Below are 22,696 nucleotides of genomic sequence, written 5' to 3' on the forward strand. Positions count from 1 at the left end.
TTTAATCACCTACCCTTTTAACTTGACTATAATTCTATATATACTTAAAGGCATAAAACATTTAATTATCCCTTTACCAAGAGCACTTAGTCCGATTACACCATTTTTTTTCCCATCCAAATAAATTGATAATGCCTTGTTTCTTTGTTTATTAAATATTAATGGCTTTGTCATAACCCTAACTAAAAAAGCATGTTTTACTTCATTAGAAATATCATTACTAACACTATTAATCCATTCTAATGATTGTTTATATTTTAAATTATTACCAATTCTACCTTCTCGATCATCAGAATAATATATAGCTAGATGTTCAGGGAAATTTACAAATTTAGCACCATTCTTCTTTAACCTCAGGCAAAAGTCCCAATCCTGATGTTTTTTTAAAGTAGGATTAAATAGCGTCTGTTTACCTAACTTGCTTGAGAACATATATGTACTAGTTTGAACCCAATTCTTTCCTAAAAATATATATTCCAAAATATCTTCTTCTTCAAAAAGAGCACGATTATTCGAATAAACCGTTTTCTTTGTACCTTTTAGAATCAAATCTGTAAAACACACTAGACTATCATCATTGAATGTTCTCATAAAATTCAATTGATTCTCTAATTTATTTGGTAACCATTCATCATCTGAGTCTAATAATGCAATGTATTCTCCTTTACTTTCTTTAATACCGACATTTCTAGGCTTTGTGCCTTTAGAATTTCCATTTAATTTTATAAACTTAATTCTATCATCATGATACTCATTAACTATTTCCTCTGTATTATCTGTAGAAGCATCATCCACAATTATTAATTCAAAATTAGTATACGTTTGTGCTAATACACTATTAATTGTACGTTTAATAAGCTCACTTCTATTGTATGTTGGTATAACTATACTAACTAATACCTCATTTTTTTCCACAAATATATCCTCCTAAACTTTAAAATAAAAAAGAAAGTTTATTCAACCCTCTGTGAATAAACTTCCCATAATTTCCACCCACTCTTCAAAATGGCCCCTCTTAACTCTTTCTAAATACTTAAGTCACTTGTTTATGATACAATTAAAACTTGAGTATGAAATTTTCCCTTTATTTATTCTTAAGCAGAACACTAAATCCACCTACTCTTTTTAATAATCACCATTTTCCTCATATTATACAATCAATTAAACTCATTAGTTTGTCATGTTCTTTATTCATTAACATTTACCATTCGTTTTCTGAATGAATATTTGGAATTAACAATATTATAAAATATAAGAGAGACACTTGAATTGAATGAATTAATTGTGAAGTCAAAAAAGCACATATAACTATAAAAGGGATATATACTAGACTCACAATTAAAAAATAAACCTCTTTAGTATCCATTGTCTTTTTAATATTAATTATTAAACCATAGATCATTAAAACTACTAATGCTATCGCTCCTATTATTCCAAATTTAGAGTATATAGACAAAAGTAAATTATCTATCCAACTTACTTCACTTACCACACTTCCACTAGCACTAAAAAATTTCAAAGGGTATCCAATGCCATTACCTAAAATAGGAGATTCCATAGAATCGATGATATATTGATTAGTATATACTCTGGAATCTATTGATTCAGTACCACTCTCATTAAATCTTTTTGATACATCCGCTAAGAATGAAGTCTCCATTATATTTATTTTCTGAAAGCAAATGATACTAACAGATAAAATCACTGCACTTCCTAAGAATAGGGAAGCTAACACTTTTAAATTTAAACGCTTAGTAAACATAACCTTAATTACAATAATACATACTATAATAAACAGGCATCCGTAATAAAGCATAATTATACTTCTAGTTTGTGATAATAGAATTGCTATGTTATTCAAGGCAAGTGCACACAACATATTTTTTTTATTTTCCGTTTTAAATATAATATATATCGAGAAGAAACTAATTACAAATAAGGCCGTAACATTTTGAAAAGTAACCCTTCCTGTATCTCCCCATATTGTTCCATAAAATTCCCCATAAATACTTGGTAAAAAACCCTTTCCAAATATAGCCAAGAAAATAGCGATAATGCTATATAGAGCCCCCCCAAATATACACATTCTTAATATGTTTAAAATATGTATTTTAAACATATTTATCCATAGACCAATAGTAACTATGGTCATAAAAAGTTGAATATACAATACCAGCTCAGATTTTATTAATGGGTTATGATTAAGAACTCCCTGTATTAAAGCAATGCTAAAAATACATAAAAATAAAAGTACAATAATTAAATTAGGAATTTTTATTTTCAACACATATTTATTAAGCCTAAATAGCATGTAAATAAACATAATGCTTATCATTACAAAACGAAAATCAAGAAATATATTCCCTTTAATGTCTATACCCATTCCTATCATTTTCTCTATGTGAGTATTCCTAGGAATCCCAAATACACTTACTATATATATCCCTAAAGCTAAATTGTAATTTTTTTTTACTAAAAAGGATATTAAGACTAACAATAAAATAATTCCCATGTTCTTCTCCTACTAAAATAATAATTAACATACTTATTTTGTGAATTTCAGCTTATTTGGTAAGTACTCTTTGATTATCCCTTTATATAAAAAATTTAGTAACACTAAATTAATACCACATAAAATAACATAAAAATGATCAAAATCATTAAATGTTGCATAACTCGCAAATAAAACTAACATTAATGTCATAATATAAAATTTAGTTAAAGAATAATTAACATGATATAAAGATTTTGAAATTATAGTTCTTATAGAAAAGAACACAATATATGCTATCCCCGTTGAAATAGCAGCTCCTTTTGCCCCTAAGCTTGGAACGAGTAATAAGTTACCAATTATATTAACTACAGCTGCTGAAAGTGCTATTATTACATGGTATTTTGATTTCTTTTTAAAACTTATTCCTAAGACTGTCGTTTCTGACACTGTAAACATCAACGGCATAAACACTAAAAATGGCATTATTACGCTTGCTTCTCTAAAATTCTCACCTAATAAAAGGACTATCAAATCTTTAAACATTATCATCATAATACTTACCAAAAACATTACATAAGTAACTAATTGGTTCATCTTTTCGAAAAACTCTATATTTTCACTGTCTTTAATATATTTTTCATAAGCTACTGGTACCCAAAACATCGTGAACGCACTTTGTACAGCGTTTAATAAAGCTATAATAGAAAAAGCTGCTGCATATAGACCTAACTCATTATAATCATTAAAGTATTGTATAAAAATCCGGTCAATTGATTGGAATAACCAAGTAATTAAGAAAGTAAATACTAAAGGCACCCCAAACTTAATAAGCTCAGAACTCTTAGTTTTTAATTCACTTTCATTCTTTGGAAATATCCACACTTCTCTTTCTACATAAATTGCTATTAGTGTTACCAACATATTAGAAATTACGAATGCGTATACCAATACAATAAAATTACTATTAAGTGGTAAACAGAATAAAATGATCAATAGAATATTAGATAATTTTTGAACTACTTGTAACGTTGAATATAATTTTCCTTTTTGTTGCATACGGATGACCAATAGTGAAAATCTATTGAGTAACATAAAAAAATTATTTAGAATTAGCAATATTAAAAGTTGCAAACTGTATGTTCCAAATATTTTATAAAACATTTGTTTGTAAAATAGGACTGTTGCAATACACACAAAAAAACACGCTAACAATGGCACCTTTAGATTGCTATATAGTAGTCTTCCCCTATTTTGAGCTTCTTCTTCATGAAAATACCTAACAAATGATTGATCTAATCCAAACAAAATAATCGCATTGATAATATTGGCTATCAATAAAAACATGGAAAATTTACCGAACTCTTCCGGTGTAAACAAACGTGTATTTAAAGGTGATGAGATAAAACCCAATACTAATACTATCCCACTCCCTAAAGCGTATTCCATAAACTTCTTAAAGAGATTATTCTTTTTACTCAATACTTTCGCCTCAATCTTTATTGTTTACTTATTAATACAATTTTTTATAAGTAAACAATCTTATCTAATTCTTTTTTAATTGTTGCCTCATAATTACATTTTTCATTTATACTAATAGATGTTTTTTTAGACATTTCTTTAAAAACCTCGGGCCGATCATATAAATATAAAATCGCTTCAGCTATTTGGCTTGGATTCTCAGTTAAAAATCCTGTATCCAAATTTGTCACGAACTCTGGAATTGCCGTATTATTTGTAGTAATAGGTATTAATCCACTGGACATAGCCTCGCACATAGAAACCCCCTGTGCATCTTGTCTAGTAGGACATAAAAATATACCAAATCTCTTATGGATACTTGATATTTCCTCTTGTGTTAAAAATTCATTGTGAATTTTCACATTTGAAAAACTAGTTAAATCCCTTGTCTCTTTATCAAAATATGCCCCACTCCCATAGATTTCAATTTCAAAATCTTCAAAGAAACTTCTTTTACTTAATTCCAAAATCGCTTTAACCGCAATATCGTTTGCATATTTTTTATTATGAAAAGGACGAATTAATAATATTTTTTTTCGTTTTTCTACTTCTTTTTCTTCATATTCAAATAAATCTGTATTAATATAGTTAGGAATAATGCAATTTTTTCCGAATTTTGTTTTCACATCTTTTTCAGCAATCTCTTTCATCCAATTAGATACGAAAATATAGCAAAGGTTCTCTAGCTTATTTTTTTCATTAAAATACTTGAACGCCTGTAATTGCTTATAATTTTTTTTGATTTTCAGCCCCCTCCAAGCATCTACACTCAAAGGATTAAAAAGTCTATGATACCACCTTAAGGCTTCAAATCCATGGACCCAAACTATAACAGGGATACGGGTATCTATTTCCAACAAAGAACCAACCATATTTTCTAACAGAAAGTGAACCAGAATCCTGTCTACCTTTGTTTCTTTAATATATTTATTAAATTCTTCTTGATTCCCCTCAATAACCCTAACATCATCAAAAAAATAAACTTCCTTTGTTTCTTTTTCATGCATAACCCATACTACTGGATTATGCCCACATTCCATATAAGCTTTAACTCGCTGATGGACAAAACCATTTCGATATAAATTATTTTCTTTAGGATATTGATGCGTTAAAATAAGAAATTCCATCCTTAACCTCTACTTTCAAGTTATTTGAATCTACCATTTATTATCTTATAATTAAAAGAAATAAGGTGCAGTAAATCTACACCTTATTTCTTTTAATTTTTAACAAGCGAATCTATTAAAATAGATTCTCTTCCCATTGAAATATAGTTCAGCTTAGCGTTCTTGACACTCTCTAGACTAAAACAATTTCTTCCATCATATAAATTAGGAGTTTTCATTTTTTCAGCAAATTTATTTAACGGATATTGTTTGAATTCATCCCACTCGGTTAAAATAAATACTAAATCAGTATCCTCAATTGTCGTATCTGTCCCTTCACAGTATACCACATCATTTGGTAACACTTTTTTCGCATTATCCATAGCTACTGGATCAAATGCTTTTATATTAGCTCCCATTCTAATTAATTCTGGAATAATAACTAGAGCCGGCGATTCACGAATATCATCTGTATTTGGCTTGAAAGATAAGCCTAAAATTCCAATATTTTTATTGCCAAGCGATCCAAGGTCATTAACCGCCTGCTCTAATAATTTTCGTTGTTGACGATTATTGAATTCAATGACTGCGCTAAGCAAATTAAATTCATAATCTACATTATCCGCAATTTTCTTTAATGCCTTAGTATCTTTTGGAAAACATGAGCCACCATATCCAATTCCTGCTCTTAAAAATTGATTACCCACACGACTATCCATGCCCATACCTAATGCCACTTCTTCTATATTAGCATTAACTTTCTCGCATATATTGGAAATTTCATTTATAAATGAAATTTTTGTAGCAAGAAATGCATTTGAAGCATATTTAATCATTTCAGCACTACATATATTTGTACGATAAATTGGTAATCCAAATGGTTTATTAACAACTTCTATGATATCCCCAGCTGCTTTATTATCTGCACCAATTACGATTCGATCACCGTGAAAAACATCATAAATTGCTGAGCCCTCGCGTAAAAATTCTGGGTTCGATACTACTTCCACCTTAAAATCTTTCCCATTCAAACATTTTTCAATATAGGTCTTAACTTTATGATTTGTTCCAACTGGAACAGTACTTTTAACAACCACTGTGACATCTTTATTAATAGAAGTAGCGATATCTTCACATACTTGATAAATATAATTCAAATTAGCAGACCCATCCTCCAACTCGGGTGTACCAACAGCAATATATATCACATCAGCTCCACTATACGCCGATTCTCCTGCGGCTTCAAAAGACAGCGTTCCACTTTCCATATTTTTTTTCAATAACTCTTCAATACCTGGTTCATAAATCGGTGAAAATCCCTGGCGTAACTTTTCCACCTTACTTTTATCTATATCTAGACACGTAACGCTGTGCCCAATTTCAGCAAGCGATACTCCCGTTACTAACCCTACATATCCTGTACCAACGACTAATATTTTCATATTTTTAATCTCCCTTGTAAACTTATTAAGATGCACCATTAGATTTAACCATAACTAGAATTGTTTTAAGAATAATTTTTACATCATAAATTAATCCTCTTTTATTTATATATTCTAAATCTAACTCCACCATCTCTTTAAAACCAACGCTATTTCTTTCTGTAACTTGCCAAAGTCCGGTACACCCAGGAATTACCAATAATCTCTGTTTGTCATAAGAAGTATATTTTTCTACCTCTCTTAGCAATGGTGGTCTAGGACCAACTAAACTCATATCACCTTTTATCACATTTAATAATTGTGGTAATTCATCAATACTCGTTTTACGAATAAACTTACCAATCTTCGTCACACGAGGATCATCTTTCATTTTAAACATTGCACCAGATACCTCATTGTGTTCTAATAAATCTCTTAATCGATCTTCTGCATCTGTTACCATTGAGCGAAATTTATACATTCCAAACTCTTTTTCATTCTTTCCAATACGAATTTGCTTAAAAAAAATAGGACCTTTCGGATCTTCTAACTTAATAAGTACTGCCACAATAAAAAAAACAGGAGATAACAAAATAAGACCGCACAGTGAACCAAATATATCCATAAAACGTTTCGTAAATAAATATAACCCGTTTTGATTTACCTCTTCAGCAGCAAGCAATCGTTGTTTTTTTACAGTTCCACTTGATACTTTAGTTAAGGCCAATGCCCTTCCACCTCACTTTATACGTGTACATTTTCTTTTTTTACAAGTTCGTTCATATACTGCATTAATTCATCTTTCAATTCTTCATGCTGAAGTGCCATTTCAATTGTCGTCTTAATAAATCCAAATTTCTCACCAACATCATAACGTGTACCTTCAAAGTCATATGCAAACACGCGCTGAATTTCATTTAAACGCTGAATCGCATCTGTTAATTGAACTTCCCCACCAGCGCCTGTTTGTTGATCTTCAAGGAACATAAAGATTTCTGGTGTTAATACGTAACGACCCATAATTGCTAAGTTAGATGGCGCTGTTCCTGGCGCTGGTTTTTCTACAAATTGACGTACTTGATATTGACGACCACTTTGCGTGATTGGATCAATAATTCCATAACGATGCGTCTCATTTTCTGGTACTGTTTGTACACCAATTACAGACGAATGTGTTGCCTCGTACTCATTCATCAACTGACGTAAACATGGCATATCAGCTTGTACGATATCATCACCAAGTAATACTGCAAATGGCTCATTACCGATGAATTTACGTGCACACCATACTGCGTGACCTAATCCTTTTGGTTCTTTTTGTCTTATGTAATGAATATTAATTTTTGAAGATGCTTGTACTTTTTCAAGCATTTCATACTTTCCTTTTTCTAAAAGGCTTTGTTCTAATTCAAAAGAATGGTCAAAATGATCTTCGATTGCACGTTTTCCTTTTCCAGTTACAATAATAATGTCTTCGATTCCTGATTCTATCGCTTCTTCTACTATGTACTGAATAGTCGGTTTATCAACGATGGGTAACATTTCTTTTGGCATTGCCTTCGTCGCTGGTAAAAATCTTGTCCCCAGTCCAGCAGCTGGAATAATAGCTTTTCTTACTTTCTTCAAACTTATTACCCCCAAGAGTATTATTTTTTCCATATGTAGCTATAACAAAAACCCTACCTATAGAGTCATATTTATAACTCCATAGGTAGAGTTTCTATCATAAATAAATTATGGGCATCTAACCCTACCTCACATCATGCTTTTGACAACAAACGCGTCTAAGGTAGAAATTTACTCTACCCACAGCATAGCCGAGTGTCTCCATTGATATTGGTTAGGAGGCATCACCAAGTGGTTTTCTCTTTAAAAGAGACCGAATATTTTTTTCCGTCTTATTTTCTCGGGCTCTTCTCGATAAATCATTTTCCCACTTATTAGTTCATATGTATTTTCCTTGAAGTAGTACAATGTAGAACTCCCAAATGTTTTCTCTACTGTTTCATACGCAGCTTGCAAGTGAAAGGAGCGCGTTGTTGTGTTATGAGCATCTGATGATATGACATGTGTTAAATGATGCTCAATAAGTTGCAATGAAAACTTCTTGATTTTCTTTCCGAACTTCCCTGTGACGCTTCCTGCGGTAATTTGTGTTAGTGCCCCTTGATTGACGAGCTTATACAACACATCGGGGCGTTCAATAATTTCCATATTCCGTTCTGGATGAACAATAACCGGCGTGATCCCTTTCACACGTAATTCATATAACATTTTTTCTGCATAGCGCGGGACATGGTTTGTTGGAAATTCAATTAATATATATTTATCCATACGATTCAATGTAACAATACGACCCGAATCATAGTCTTCTAGTAACTCTCCGTACAACCTGATTTCTTGACCAGGTAAAATGGTTAAATTGATAGCCTCTTCTTTTAATCTTCCATTTAACTGCTTTACCTGATGAAGAATGCTTTCTGCTAGATTTATATAAACCCCATTTTGGTGATGAGGAGTAGCAACGATTGTATGAATTCCTTCTTCGCATGCTGCCTTTGCCATTGCAATGCTGTCTTCGATTGATTGTGCTCCATCATCGACATTAGGCAAGATATGACAATGTAAATCAATCATTCTATTTCATCCCCTCTCCACATATTCTTCACATACTGAATATAAGAAGAAAAGATGAATGTTCACCTTTCCTTCTTTTGCATTTAGTTAGAACCGTAATAGTAATATTCGGATCCATTTTGTTCTTTATCGTTTAAGACAACGCCAAGTAATGTACCTTTTGCGCTATCTAATGATTGTTTTGCTTTAAGTGCCGCCTCTTTTTCTGTTGCACCACTTCGAATAACAAGTACAGAAGCATCACATTGATTTGCCATAATTTGTGCATCTGTAACTGGTAAGATTGGTGATGTGTCAAAAATGACAAGGTCATACGTGCCATAAGCTTCTGAAAGTAAATCTTTCATCGAGCTTGCACCCAGTAATTCCGCTGGATTTGGTGGGATTGGACCACATGGTAAAAATGTTAAATTACCGATTTTCGTTTGTGTCACACATGTTTCTAGTGTTTTACTACGTGTTAATACGTTTGTTAAGCCAAATATATTATCCACTTGCATCATTTGATGTAATGCTGGTCTACGTAAGTCTGCATCGATAAGTAATACTTTCTTACCTTGTTGTGCGAAAACAATTGCAATATTAGCAGCCGTTGTTGTCTTTCCTTCACTTTGATTCGCAGATGTTACGATAAGAGAACGAATCTTCTTATCAACAGATGCAAATTCAATATTTGTTCGTATATTTCGGTATTGCTCTGACACAGATGATTTTGGTTGTTCATATGCAATCAGCTGACGGCGAGCACGTAATATTTTTTTCTTAAGAACCAATTGTATGACCCCCTACTCTCTTCGTTGCTGATAAACTATCGCTCTTTGTGCCATCTTCCTCCATATGAGAAACGACGCCAAGAACTGGTACACCCAGTAGTTTTTCAATATCTTCTTCTTTTTTCATCGTGTTATCTAAGTACTCTAGTAAGAATGCAATTCCAACGGAAGCCATTAATCCAACAACAAATGCAATTGCTATATTTAACTTTTTATTTGGTTTGATTGGTGACTGACCTTCTGCTACTTCTGCTTTTGATAAGATCGTTACGTTATCAATACTCATAATTTTTGCAATTTCACTTTTGAATATTTCCGCTGTTGTATTTGCGATATCACGAGCTAGTTTTACATCTTTATCTTGAACTGTAACAGCTATTACTTGTGAATCTTTCTCATTTTCTACATTAATTTTTCCATTTAACTCTTGAGTAGACATGCCTAACTTTAATTCACTCTTCACCTTATCTAAAATTACAGGGCTTTTTACAATGATCTTATATGTATTAGTTAATTGCACATTGGTTTGCACTTCGTTATACTGAATGATTTTCTCATCTTGTTTCTTTTGGTTAACAAGAATTTGCGTCGAAGTCTGATAAATCGGCGTTATAAAGTAAAAACTTACGATCGCGCTTACAAGTGCTGCACCAATCGTAATTACAAGGATCATAACTAATCGTTTTCTTAAAATAGCAAATAACTCTTTCAAACTTATTGTTTCTTCCATGCCTTCCTCCAGCTTCCAATAATTTGTTATAAAAACTTCTGAAAATAAATAATTTGTCAGGTTATAGGCTGACAACAAAAATCTGGTATCTAGCCCTAAAGTTGTTTAGCGATAAATAACTATTTAACATATTACATAACTTACATTAGTATAGCAAGAATAGTTGAGAAAATTGTTGGAGAAGTTGACAAATATTATACTACCGAATTTGACGGATTTCGACACAGTTTTTTATGTATAAGTTTTCATTTGCTATATACTGTCGATATATGGGGATTATTAGTATTACTAGTGAATGTACCATTGATTGATCTGTGTATTTATACTATCCTGTTTATAAAAATCTTACCATTGTTAATTTTTATTTTGTTTTTTCTTAATCTTTCGATATCTTTTTTTCAGACTTTAGTTGATAAACTATTTTTTCGAAAGTCCCCTATATTTTTTAATCAAACGTTTGTTTAAAAGTAAGAGAACTTACCTATCGACAAATCCTCTTACCTTTCGTCCATTTCTTCATAATTCGCTTCAATAACAATAAAAAAGATGAATGACTATGCTCTCTTCATTCATCTTCTAACATAAAGTTATGTTAACAAATCTTTATTCTTTCTTATCACCAATTGCAAATGTGATTTCAGCTTCACAAGCGATTTCACCATTTACAGTTGCTACTGCTTTTCCTTTTCCAATCGGTCCACGGACACGTGTCATTTCGACTTCTAGGCGAAGTTGATCACCTGGGCGAACTTGACGTTTGAAGCGGCAGTTATCAATGCCAGCAAAGAATGCAAGGCGACCGCGATTTTCTTCCTTCTTTAGTACCGCAACAGCACCCACCTGCGCTAATGCTTCTACAATTAGAACACCTGGCATCACAGGATAATCTGGAAAGTGTCCATTAAAGTATTCCTCATTTGCCGTTACATTTTTAATCCCAACCGCACGCTTTCCTTCTTCTACTTCTAAAATTTGATCGACTAGTAGAAATGGATAACGATGTGGAATAATTTCTTTAATCTGTTGAATATCTAGCATATCATTCTCTCCTTATATACCAAATTGGTCATACCACCAACGCACTGTCCTTATTATCCCATTCTCCATTGTTTTTGTCACGAAAAACAAGAAATGCTTTCTACCCAAAATATCTATTAGGACTATTCATACAAAAAAGATACACCCTTTTCCCTTCGCTAATCGGCATAACAAAATAATAGCAATTAACACGGAGGTTGGAAAAAGGTGTATATCAAAGTTAGGGAGAGGAAATATACATTATTTTCCTCGTATGTCGTATTCATAGCTCATTATAAAGGACAAAAATAAGAAAGAAAAATTTAATATTTACTCCTTTTTACCATTATCCCCTTAATTTTCTACAAATTTCTACAAATTTCTTCATTTTTCTTATATTATCTTAAATAGCATATCTAGAAATTAAGATTCGTAATCCAGAACACTATGCTTTATAAAAAAATAAATCTTCGTGGATTAGCCTTTAATAAAAACCCTATAAAATATCATCACAAAAGATACATTTATATTTTACAGAAATATCCAATATTACATATGAATTCTTTTAAATCTTTTTAACAATACATAAGAATAAAGTATAACTAATAAGAAATTGTTGCTGTTCCTTGTTTATCTATTAAATAAGGCATTCCGGAGTATTTGAGAGAAAAACTCAAATGAAATAAATAGAAATACTTATATAATATTCTTCACTATCTCTCTTTCATCTCCTCAAATCGTTTCCCTTCTTAATTACTTATTTAAAATTAGTAGCAATTCAAAATACCAACAATTCATTAGGTACTACCTCTCATTAATCACTGACCATAAAAATGTCTACAAGGTGGTTCAAAATATATTATCACAACTACACTAATAAACCTTTATATACAAAAAGCAGCGAGACCTCTAGTCCTAAAGACAAGGGGTCTCGCTGCTTTTTGTTATATGGTATAAATAAAATCAGGTTCTATGTTGAATTATAACACGAATATTTATACATGCATATAGACGATATATTAATAAACCACAAAAAGTATTTCTAATTTTTTTACTGGTCACACAATTGAATTAAGCTCATATTTCCATAAAAAGACCAGTACAAAAATACCAATTATCCCCCGAACCATAAATAATCAAATTGTGTTACCGGCCCGAAAGAAATAAAGGCAGTGTATTCCTTAAATTTATAAAAAATAATTGTGACTAGTCATATTTAAATGTTTACCTTAGCCTGTTGTCCAAGTAGACTACTAAATAAACCACTTTCATCTTTTGCCAGTTGTGCGAAACTACCGTGTTGAATAATTTGTCCTTGATCCATTACAATTACTTGGTCAGCTTTACGTATAGTAGATAGTCTATGTGCAATGACAATAATTGTCATGCTTCCTTTCAATCTTTCCAATGCTTCTTGTATTTTCGCTTCATTTTCAGCATCTAATGCACTTGTTGCCTCATCTAATACTAAAATAGAAGGCTTTCGAAGTATTGCTCTAGCCAGAACAAGACGTTGTCGTTCTCCCCCTGAAAGTTTGACTCCCCTATCGCCAATCAGTGTATCCAATCCTTGCGAGAGCCTGCTAACAAACTCAGCGGAAGCAGAAAATTCCAAAGCTTCCCAAAGCTGCTCCTCACTTGCATTTGGTTCAACCATTCTCAAATTATCCCTTATACTGGCATTGAATAGAAATGGATCTTGAGGAACATAGCTAATAGATTTCCTCAATGATAATAGGTCCTTACTTGTCAACGGTTTGTTATCTATTAATAACTGCCCGCTCTCCGGCTGCATAAGTCCCATTATGATATCAATTAATGTACTCTTTCCAGCACCGGAACGCCCTGAGATAGCTGTCATACGATTTACAGGAATATGCAAATTAATATCTTTAAGTGAGTACACAGCATTTTCTTTATTGTAGCGGAAAGAGATATTTTGACACTCAATAGATTGTTCTATCTGCATAGGATTTATACAATCATAATCCTGCTCTATATCTTGCAATTCTATACTTTTCTTACACTCTTCCTGTAATTGCAGCAAATCTTTAAAAGCGGGAAGATTCGCTGCAATTTGTTCCATGTTTGATTGTATACCTGCAAATCGTGGCCACAAACGAGAAAATATAAGAATAATTAATAATAATTGCTCCGTTTTCGTCTGAAACAGCTTAACAGATAGAAAGATAAGAATAGCAATGAAAACAGCTGATGCAATTTTATAAAAGAGTTGAGAATTATTTCTCACCTTAATATATGCAAACTGTTCACGTTCCACATCTTCTACCCAATTACGTAACCACATATAACGAGATCGTTCTAGTGTATTGCTCTTAATATCCTTAATTCCATTAAAATGATCAGTTATACCTGCAAGATACGCTTTTGAATTCTCTGAGGTTCGACCACCTAATCTTTTTGATTTTTTAATAAATCTTCGTGAAAGAAAGGCAAGTACCACAGCGCAACATAGTACAAAAATTGTTATATCTGCCGCTAACCAAAAAGCGAAACCAATCTGTATAAATGTAAACATTAAAGAAGTGAGCAACTGTAAAAATAAATTAGTGCCTGCGCTAACACGCCCTAATTCCGTTGTCAAAGAATTGATAAGATCTGATTTTCTCTTTTTCACAAAGAAACTCCAGTTGGCCTGCAACAATCCACGATAAGTTTCCAATCTCAAATGATTAATAAAACGTATCTGGATTTTCGCATTACGAACTGTTATATTCCTTTGCAAAAGCGCTTGTCCCACGACCAATATAATATATATTCCTAATACAAGTGGTAATCCTAAAGTAGTTGGAATCTCACCTAGGAATCCAAGAACCCCTGAAAGAGGACTTGTCTGTTCATTCATCTTCGCAATACCGCTAATACTTATCATAGGAATTAATAATAAAATGCCGATTCCTTCTACGAGACTGACCAATACCATTCCCATGAGATTAACAATGAGAATGTTTCCAGTAAAAGAGTATAACCGCTTTGTAAAATATAAAATATTTCTCATTTTCACTTCTCCTTACGGTACCTCATTTCCCTCCAAATCCATAAAAACGGCCGCAAAGGGAAATATAAAACATGCAGTTGTTTTGGCAGTGGTAAAGTTTCCACATCCTGAGGATAAGGATACAACCAACTAAGATGAAACAGTAGCTTTTGAGAGCTTGTCTTTAACAAATATAAATATCGCTCATGATATTTTGAAACTTCTTCCGGGACAGGATCTGTATGCAAGTTAATCATATTTTCCAAGTAATATATAGCAAGCTGCGCTAATTGCGTTACCTTTCTCCCTGACATTAATACTTTTGCCTCTTCCGCTATTATAAGAGTATCTAAAAGCTCAGAAGATAAAATAAGCGCCTGACCTACCAGTTGTTTACATCCATATCTCCCCAACATAACAGTGAGTTCTTCCCAATCTATTTCTTGCCTTACCATACGGTCAATGTCCGTTAACCATCGAAGCCTGGACCAACCATGCCTAGTTCCATGAGTCACAAGAAACATAAACAAATCCTCTCTACCTAAAAAATAGACAGGATAATTTGTGACAGGACTCGTCCTCTTTCGCCCCCATAACTCATCGAAGTGTGGTTCCTTTCCCGGTCCTGGGTGTAGTCGCCAATGAATCTCCAATTTCACCTTACTTATCGGATGCGTGTAAGTTGTATGGTGGCGCCTCCACTTCCATTCATTCATAACCGTCGGAAAATCATCCTCTTTGACATAACCATTCTTTACAAGTAATTCGTTCACTTTTCCAAGATCATCTATAGGAACAAGGGCATCCAGATCCCCTGATGTTCGAAGGGAAACATCTCCATATAGGTCTGCGCCAAGAATAGGGCCCTTCAAAAATAGAAGTTGAAGTTGGTTTTCAGCAAATAATTTACTTACTTTTCCCATTTCTCCACTTAAATGAAGCATATGGAATGTATTCCTTTTAAAATATGTACTTAATACTTGCACAACATTTGATGGAACTAACTGTTTATCAATAGATTTCATTTTTGGGTAAATGAACGCGTACATGCGATGATGCAGCGCCAGTTTCAAAAATTTGTTCCAATCAATATTTATGAACCAGTCTCCCGGGATTTCTTGTATCTCTTTATCTTCCTTCTTTATAATTTCAAGTAACAATTTTAGTTCTTTAGGTAAATGACTCAAATCAAGATTACAACCGGTATACATCTCATTCTCCTTCAAGATTTTTTTACCCTATCCTTTTTGCAAATTTACCAACAACGGTAAATCTCTTCATTTCTTCTACGCCAGTAATATAAAAGGGCCCGCTACGTAACCACGCATGGGCAATCATATTTCCCGTCTCATCTTTCGCGGTCCCTAAGTAAAGGGTACTTTCAATTTGACGCTTCTCCAACATTTTCATTGCAGCGATAGCTTTAACGAGACACTGGCTTTCCCAAAATGTATAACGGCTCATCATATGCACTGCTTGAGAAATTTTCCTTAACGTAATCTTTTCCGATTCATCATAGCTTAAAGACGTTTCTGCCATATGAATTCCTATTATAGGAGCAGCTTTAGAAAACGGTATACTTTTCAGAATACGAGCCCAGCCTAAATAAAAGAAAGCTTCTATAAGTAATAATTTTGTTCCCATATCGAACGACAAGAAAGCTTTGGCTTTATTTATGATATTCATCGATCCTACTCCTAATCTATTAAATCTGGAACGTTCAATTAAAAATCAAAGTTTTTCATCTACCGAAATTAACCCTTCTGCATACAAATGATTTAAGAAAGAGAGTACTTGTTCCTTACATTCTGCCTCTTCAATCATATATCGAGACAATAATATATCGATCACTTGATTGACAGATATTAATTTATTAATTAAACTCCAAATTTCACCACCTATACCTCCTAAGTTATAGTATTTCCCATTATGGATGCTCATCATCACTTTCTCCCCATCCATATCGCTCACTACATTTTCCTGACCTTGTACAACAAAACTGTGTAATGAAATTGTTTGTTTACTACTCATTATTTTTCCTCCTCTTTTAAAGACTCTAGAATTTTGGATACTAAATCATGTGCCGTAAACTTTGAAATAGGACGTCTCAATTGACACATATCTATTTTGTTGACGATATTTGTTGAATGCATAAAATGCCATTCCATCATCCCCAATCGTGGGATTAATGAATTCCTATATGTATGACGTAGCAATGTGCGTAGTCTCTCCAGTCCTTCAATCTGCTGAAGTTCAACATCACCATTTTCTACTTTCACTAATTCGAATACACCTGCCAATGGTAATGGTTCCTCGAAAAAGTTAGCTGTAACGGGGACAGCATATTTAGTTTCCCTTTCAAATAATGGCTGATAATGCGCTGTCTCCATTCCAAACTGATCAAGACTCTCTTTCCATAACTTTTGTTGCGGGTAAGATGGTGTAACAAAAGGAGTATTATCCTCAGAAAGAGACACAGCAATTACATCATCACTTAAAAGCTTATAGCCTTTGCTTAAAAGGGCTGATGCAAGAGTTGATTTTCCAGCTCCTGATCTTCCTACAAAAGCATACGCCTTTCCATTGATGGCTATTACACTTCCATGCAGAGGGAGTATTTTTCTCTGCATCAACAATGCCCCCATACAAGTCCCAAGAATATAAAGCCGAATCTTATCTTGATCAGACCCTTTCATAGGTGAAACAATGATTTTTTCTCCATTTTTAATACAAAACGTAGCAGTTTCGGGGATTTGAAACATAATTAATTCTTCTTCAACTACAAACACTGACTTCGGAGAAGATAACTCTCCCCATAATTGGGACAAATCTGCAGTTTCTATTTTTACGTCTACTTCATTTTCGTAATTACTTACTTGAGGCAATTCCGGCAGGGGAATCTCACTTAATAGGGCTAATCCGAAGGCTTTGTAAATCTCTTTCTTTACAGTATGTATCATCTTTCTCACTCCAAATAGTTGAAAAATTGATTAAAAAAAACCCTTATACCGTAATTAAACTATATAAGGGCTGTAAAGCATATAAATCTCATTTAAATATTAGTGCATTAGCTGTGGTGAAGAGCGCCTTGCTCATCCTCATCTTCAAAAACTTGGTCAACAAGTCTCTTTCCAGGTCCAGCCATTGTCATGTTGATATCAAGTACTTCTAATACTGGTGATTGCCATTCTTGTTTCATAATTTCACCCCCTTTCAAATATATTTTTTGATAAATCGATAGACAATAAGACTACGCATTAAAATTCTAAAATCTGGATCAAACACGTATTCTACTCGTGGTTCTCCTTGAATTTTCAAAATCGCGCTCTTAATAATCTCCATATTAAAAAAGTTAGAGGCCACTGGGTCTTTACTAAGCTGCTGAAGTTCCTCGATAAACATTTTCCATGAAGGAATCATGCGATGAACCACATCAGCTGCCTGTATTCCCCGCACACGCTGATTTAACCTTACTTTGTCAGGAAGAAATCCTTTTGTGGACCTCCGGACAAGTGCACGATTTAAGCCATTTTGAACAAATTGTTCGAGTGGTAACGATAAACAGAATCGAATTACCCGTAAGTCATTCGTTGGATCATGCCCTTGTAAACCATAACGTAAGGAGAGCTTTGTTCCACTTGTACCCGTTGTATTCCACAAGTTTAGCTGTTCAAAATGTTTCTGCCTTATTTCATATATATTTGGGATAGAGGCCCCTGTTACTTTCACACCATGTTCTTCAAGCTTTCTAAATACATCAGTACGTTTTGCAAGTTCTGGACTAACTAACGTTGGCAGTTCGTATTGCTGTTCTGAGGAAAACATGTTTTTTATCGATGGAAATGCTTTCTCCCCTACAACTTTTAGTATTCTCGATTTTTTGACCCCAACGTTCTTACCATACAAATCAATTTCACGATAAAGCTGCAACCAGCTGAACTTTTTAAGTAAAATCGCATAATAATCTAAAGCTGGCCCCCAAGAGATTGTGAAATTTCCTCTCGCTCCATTTAAGAGCACCCCAATCCCTTGTTGTTGAGCTTTTTCATAAATTCCTTTCACCCAGACGGAATTTTCGAAAAATTTATATGGCATCTCCATAATCTCAAGCCAATCATCAATTTCTGAGAAAGAATTTTCTCCCGGAAAATTCAAATAATTCCCTTTAATATTCCCTACATGTTGTACTGTAGTTTGAATAAATGGCTTTTCATCAGCAATCGTATGACCACGAGTCCAATCAGTAAACCCTTCCGCAGGTACCGAGCTGAATGTATATAATTTTTTGTTCTCTTTTTGCAGGGCTCTCGCAGCAAAGCTAGCAACAGCTCCTGAATCTAATCCCCCACTTAAATGAGAACCAACATTACGATGAGTACGTAACCTTGATGTTACTGCGCTTTCAAATACGTCCCTGAACGCCTCTTCATAATCTTCATTTGATTTGAGTTGCAACTGCTCCTCTACAAATAACGTGTCGTATTTCGCAATACTAATTCTTCCCTTAACTACGGAGATAGTATGAGAAGGCGGGACTTGCTCTATATTTTTATGCACTGTTGAAAATGCATCTATTGTATCAAGCATATTAGGTATCGCTAAATATTCAGCTAACCATTGCTCATTCAATTCCTTCCCAACGTACGGTAAAGAAAACAGTGGTTTTATGCTAGTACAAAAAGCAAATTGATTTTGATTGCGGTAAAAGTAAAAAGTCCGACTTCCTGAAAAATCACGTGCACCAAAGAGCAATTGCTTTCTCTCATCCCAAATCATAAAAGCAAAATCACCAATTAGATACTTTGGTACATGCTCTCCCCACTTTTGATAAGCGAGTAAAATCAACTTACTATCAGGCATCTCTCTTCTATGTACCTTGTCTACTTGCAATCTATCGAATAATTCATTGCGATTATCAATAATAGCATCAGCAGTTATAACCAACTGTGTTTCATAATCATAGTATGGTAATTGTTCATTAATAGATTCAGATGTTATCCATTTTGCATGGGAGCCAAAAAAAACATTTTCCTTGTGCCATATATCGGTATTGTCACCTGGATAACGAGATAAATCTTTCATGATTCCAATCCTATGTTCAGGCGGTATCGGTTCTCCATTTAAATGATAAATTCCGGTTATTGCACTCATTTTTTCCTCCCACTACGAGATAATTAAGGGAAAACCCGATGGATAAGCAAATTACTAGATATATCAAGAAAATGTTATTAATATACCAGAAAACCCTTTCCTCAAACTACCTCGTTTACGCATAACAGATTTTAAAACCCAATTTTATAGCCTTAAATCTTTTTCAGTTGAATTATTCAAGCTTTCAGGCTACCTATCCTATTGTAAACCCTTGCATTTTAATTTTCTCAAAAAAGAACAAAGGTGTGATTTTCTTAATTCGAATCAAAATATTACCATCTGAATTTTATATAAATAAAAATCACTGAATTTAATATATCAATAAAACGTTTATATTCTTTATAAAGAATATAAACTCAGATTACCATTTCACTATTGCATTGTCAAGTATCTATATACTCAATAAAGTGAATATTTATGTATCTTTTTTAGTAACTGTAAGAACAAATAATACAGTACAACTTTAATCGGTAGGAGGCTTTACATCCCTACCGACTATTAATCTCATCAATCGAGCTTTTACGACCATTCCATCTATCTTCTAAGTTTCCCTAAAATCTTAAGGTAGTGCTCTTAATGCTCATAAATAGCAGGATAAACGTTATATCTTACAAATACACAGGAGAATTTTCATCTTTTTATATTTTTAAAATTTCTGTGCTATGATATTTTATATAATTTATTATTAACCCACTAATTAAAGTTGATTTTTCACTTGTTATGTTCTCTATTACTTTATTCTCCTGCTTCTTTAATCGAAACCGGAGAATAACCTTTTTATATTTATACCATTTTCACAAAGGGGATGATATAATATGCGTTTACCACTAATAAAAAATACCATTCGCATTTACCACAAGATTATGTACGCTTACTATTTCACTCTTTATAGGGATTGCCGTGACTTTCATTCAAAGAAAATTTTTTTCAGTAAAATGAGATTTCACAAAAACAGCACTGAATGAGATATTAAATCCTCCTAGTTCATTAACACCCTTCTTAATTAAAGCTGTTTCTATTTTTTATCTTTACATGCCAGCACTTACCATCAATATATTCTTAATACATGTAATAACTCTTGTCTGATCTTTTTCTGTCATACCTGATCCAGACGGAAGACATACGCCTGTTGCAAATAATTTTCTAGAAACATCCTCACTCTCACTATGCGGATAATACATTACATCTTCAAATAAAGGTTGCATATGAAGAGGCTTCCAAACATGACGCGCCTCAATGTTTTCATTTTCCAGTTGTTTCAGTAATGCCTGAATCGGTACTCCTGTTTTTTCTTCATCTACAGTAAGAACTGTAAGCCATCGGTTTGAATAAGTATCCTCTAACTCAGGCATAAACTGTATCCCTGAAATATGAGATAATTCTTGATAATATCTATCAAATATTCGTCTTCTTGCATGTACTCTCTCTTGTAAGACCTGCAGCTGTGCTCTACCTACACCTGCTAAAATATTACTCATACGATAATTATATCCAACCTCACTATGTTGGTAGTGTGGAGCCGGATCTCTTGCTTGAGTAGCTAAAAATCTTGCTTTTCTCAATGCCTCGACATCATTTGAAACAAGCATGCCTCCACCTGAAGTTGTAATGATTTTATTGCCGTTAAACGAATAAATACCAAATTTTCCGAATGTCCCGCTTTCTTTACCTTTATAGGAAGAACCGAGCGATTCTGCCGCATCTTCTATCACTGGGACATCATATTCATTACATAACGAAAGAATTTCATCCATTTTAGCGCTTTGTCCATATAAATTTACAACAATGACAGCTTTCGGAAGTATTCCTTTCTCATTTGCATCACGTAATGCACGTTCTAAAGCTTGTGGCGACATATTCCACGTTTCAAGCTCAGAATCAATAAATACTGGTTTAGCCCCTAAATATAAAATTGGATTTGCGCTCGCTATAAAAGTAAGACTTGAACAAAACACCGTATCTCCATCATTTACATCCAGTAAGCGAAGTGCCAAATGGATAGCAGAGGTTCCTGAACTAACTGCAGCCGCATCAAGAACTCCAACATGGGATGAAAGTTCACTTTCAAACGCATCTACATTTGGACCAAGTGGAGCAATCCAATTCATATCAAATGCTTCCCCTATATATTTTTGTTCATTACCGCTCATATGTGGAGCGGAGAGATAGATTCTTGTTTTTTCCTGTGAGTATACCACTTTAAACACTCTCCTATAATTCTTTGTTTATTACTCTAGCTGGAATACCAACTGCCTTACAATTCGCTACAATGTCACGGATCACTGTTGCTCCGGCACCGATAACGGACCAATTGCCAATTGTAATATTTGGAATCACATTAACTCCTGCTCCTATATGTACTCCTATTCCTACAGTAACGGATCCTGTAAGCACTGCATTTGGGGAAATATGTGCAAAATCATTTATCTTATTATCATGTTCAATAATAGCGCCTGAATTGACAATAACGTGATTCCCAATTTCAACATCTGCATTAACAATTGCACCTGGCATAATAACCGTACCAGTTCCAATCTTTGCACTTAAACTAACAATAGATTGTTTATGTATAAGCGTCGCATAGCGATGACTGGGAATCTCTAACTGCTCCATAATTATCTTTCTTGTTCTGTTATTCCCTATAGCTATCACGAACTTTGTATCTACATGCTCATCCATTAACTTTACAGCTGCAGAAATAGGTCCAAAATAGACACCATCCTCAATTTTTAACTCTTTATACACATCATCTAATTGCGCAATGATTTCATAATTTCCATACGATAGGATAATATCTCGGATTACTTTACTATGACCACCTACCCCAATCATAATTATTCGCATCCATCTC

20 protein-coding genes are annotated in these 22,696 nt (G+C 33.4%); all 20 read right to left on the reverse strand.

What is annotated here, in order from left to right; all coding sequences use genetic code 11:
- Positions 1-9: 9 nt before the first annotated feature.
- The 20 genes from MRBLBA3_RS18825 to MRBLBA3_RS18920 all read right to left on the reverse strand — a co-directional run bounded on the left by MRBLBA3_RS18825 (position 10) and on the right by MRBLBA3_RS18920 (position 22,689).
- Positions 10-915 (reverse strand): glycosyltransferase family 2 protein, encoded by a 906-nt coding sequence (locus tag MRBLBA3_RS18825; RefSeq protein ID WP_180228673.1) that lies wholly within the window; start codon positions 913-915, stop codon positions 10-12.
- Between the two features lie 286 nt (positions 916-1,201).
- Positions 1,202-2,512 carry an O-antigen polymerase gene (locus MRBLBA3_RS18830; protein WP_144466368.1) on the reverse strand — a complete coding sequence of 437 codons (1,311 nt, stop codon included), beginning with the start codon at positions 2,510-2,512 and terminating at the stop codon, positions 1,202-1,204.
- A 33-nt stretch (positions 2,513-2,545) separates the two neighbouring features.
- Entirely contained in the window at positions 2,546-3,973 is a 1,428-nt protein-coding gene (locus tag MRBLBA3_RS18835) for a lipopolysaccharide biosynthesis protein (RefSeq protein ID WP_142277912.1), read from the reverse strand.
- Positions 3,974-4,017: 44 nt separating this feature from the next.
- Complete coding sequence (locus MRBLBA3_RS18840) at positions 4,018-5,139, reverse strand: glycosyltransferase family 4 protein (protein WP_088008408.1); 1,122 nt, start codon at positions 5,137-5,139, stop codon at positions 4,018-4,020.
- Between the two features lie 92 nt (positions 5,140-5,231).
- Positions 5,232-6,560: a UDP-glucose dehydrogenase family protein gene (locus tag MRBLBA3_RS18845; RefSeq protein ID WP_088008406.1), complete on the reverse strand. Its 1,329-nt coding sequence runs from the start codon at positions 6,558-6,560 to the stop codon at positions 5,232-5,234.
- 25 nt (positions 6,561-6,585) lie between these two features.
- Positions 6,586-7,266: a sugar transferase gene (locus tag MRBLBA3_RS18850; protein WP_088008404.1), complete on the reverse strand. Its 681-nt coding sequence runs from the start codon at positions 7,264-7,266 to the stop codon at positions 6,586-6,588.
- Between the two features lie 17 nt (positions 7,267-7,283).
- Positions 7,284-8,165 carry a UTP--glucose-1-phosphate uridylyltransferase GalU gene (gene galU, locus MRBLBA3_RS18855; RefSeq protein WP_088008402.1) on the reverse strand — a complete coding sequence of 294 codons (882 nt, stop codon included), beginning with the start codon at positions 8,163-8,165 and terminating at the stop codon, positions 7,284-7,286.
- Between the two features lie 243 nt (positions 8,166-8,408).
- Positions 8,409-9,176 carry a tyrosine-protein phosphatase gene (locus MRBLBA3_RS18860; protein ID WP_088008400.1) on the reverse strand — a complete coding sequence of 256 codons (768 nt, stop codon included), beginning with the start codon at positions 9,174-9,176 and terminating at the stop codon, positions 8,409-8,411.
- Positions 9,177-9,259: 83 nt separating this feature from the next.
- On the reverse strand, positions 9,260-9,949 hold the full coding sequence (locus MRBLBA3_RS18865) for a CpsD/CapB family tyrosine-protein kinase (RefSeq protein ID WP_016130925.1): 690 nt from the start codon (positions 9,947-9,949) through the stop codon (positions 9,260-9,262).
- Complete coding sequence (locus MRBLBA3_RS18870) at positions 9,939-10,679, reverse strand: YveK family protein (protein WP_088008397.1); 741 nt, start codon at positions 10,677-10,679, stop codon at positions 9,939-9,941. Before MRBLBA3_RS18870 ends, MRBLBA3_RS18865 begins: the two co-directional genes overlap by 11 nt.
- 603 nt (positions 10,680-11,282) lie before the next feature.
- Complete coding sequence (fabZ, locus tag MRBLBA3_RS18875) at positions 11,283-11,717, reverse strand: 3-hydroxyacyl-ACP dehydratase FabZ (RefSeq protein WP_002184592.1); 435 nt, start codon at positions 11,715-11,717, stop codon at positions 11,283-11,285.
- A 1,195-nt stretch (positions 11,718-12,912) separates the two neighbouring features.
- Entirely contained in the window at positions 12,913-14,715 is a 1,803-nt protein-coding gene (locus MRBLBA3_RS18880) for an ABC transporter ATP-binding protein (protein ID WP_088008394.1), read from the reverse strand.
- 2 nt (positions 14,716-14,717) lie between these two features.
- Positions 14,718-15,905, reverse strand: a complete 1,188-nt coding sequence (locus MRBLBA3_RS18885; protein ID WP_088008392.1) for a nucleotidyltransferase domain-containing protein — start codon at positions 15,903-15,905, stop codon at positions 14,718-14,720.
- 22 nt (positions 15,906-15,927) lie between these two features.
- A complete protein-coding gene (locus MRBLBA3_RS18890) occupies positions 15,928-16,380 on the reverse strand; it encodes a lasso peptide biosynthesis B2 protein (RefSeq protein ID WP_088008390.1) in 453 nt (150 codons plus the stop codon).
- A gap of 45 nt (positions 16,381-16,425) precedes the next feature.
- Entirely contained in the window at positions 16,426-16,725 is a 300-nt protein-coding gene (locus tag MRBLBA3_RS18895; protein WP_088008388.1) for a lasso peptide biosynthesis PqqD family chaperone, read from the reverse strand.
- Positions 16,725-17,654 carry a hypothetical protein gene (locus tag MRBLBA3_RS18900; protein WP_000582033.1) on the reverse strand — a complete coding sequence of 310 codons (930 nt, stop codon included), beginning with the start codon at positions 17,652-17,654 and terminating at the stop codon, positions 16,725-16,727. The genes MRBLBA3_RS18895 and MRBLBA3_RS18900 overlap by 1 nt, the downstream gene beginning before the upstream one ends.
- A gap of 107 nt (positions 17,655-17,761) precedes the next feature.
- The gene (locus tag MRBLBA3_RS18905; protein ID WP_000808480.1) at positions 17,762-17,893 is read right to left on the reverse strand and encodes a paeninodin family lasso peptide; all 132 of its coding nucleotides are present in this window, start codon (positions 17,891-17,893) and stop codon (positions 17,762-17,764) included.
- Between the two features lie 14 nt (positions 17,894-17,907).
- Positions 17,908-19,845 carry a lasso peptide isopeptide bond-forming cyclase gene (locus MRBLBA3_RS18910; protein WP_088008387.1) on the reverse strand — a complete coding sequence of 646 codons (1,938 nt, stop codon included), beginning with the start codon at positions 19,843-19,845 and terminating at the stop codon, positions 17,908-17,910.
- 1,028 nt (positions 19,846-20,873) lie between these two features.
- On the reverse strand, positions 20,874-22,043 hold the full coding sequence (locus tag MRBLBA3_RS18915) for a DegT/DnrJ/EryC1/StrS family aminotransferase (RefSeq protein WP_000263083.1): 1,170 nt from the start codon (positions 22,041-22,043) through the stop codon (positions 20,874-20,876).
- Positions 22,044-22,056: 13 nt separating this feature from the next.
- Positions 22,057-22,689, reverse strand: a complete 633-nt coding sequence (locus MRBLBA3_RS18920) for an acetyltransferase (protein ID WP_001220292.1) — start codon at positions 22,687-22,689, stop codon at positions 22,057-22,059.
- Between the last annotated feature and the right edge of the window lie 7 nt (positions 22,690-22,696).

Source organism: Bacillus sp. LBA3-1-1.1 (assembly GCF_040676495.1).
Lineage (GTDB): Bacteria > Bacillota > Bacilli > Bacillales > Bacillaceae_G > Bacillus_A > Bacillus_A nitratireducens.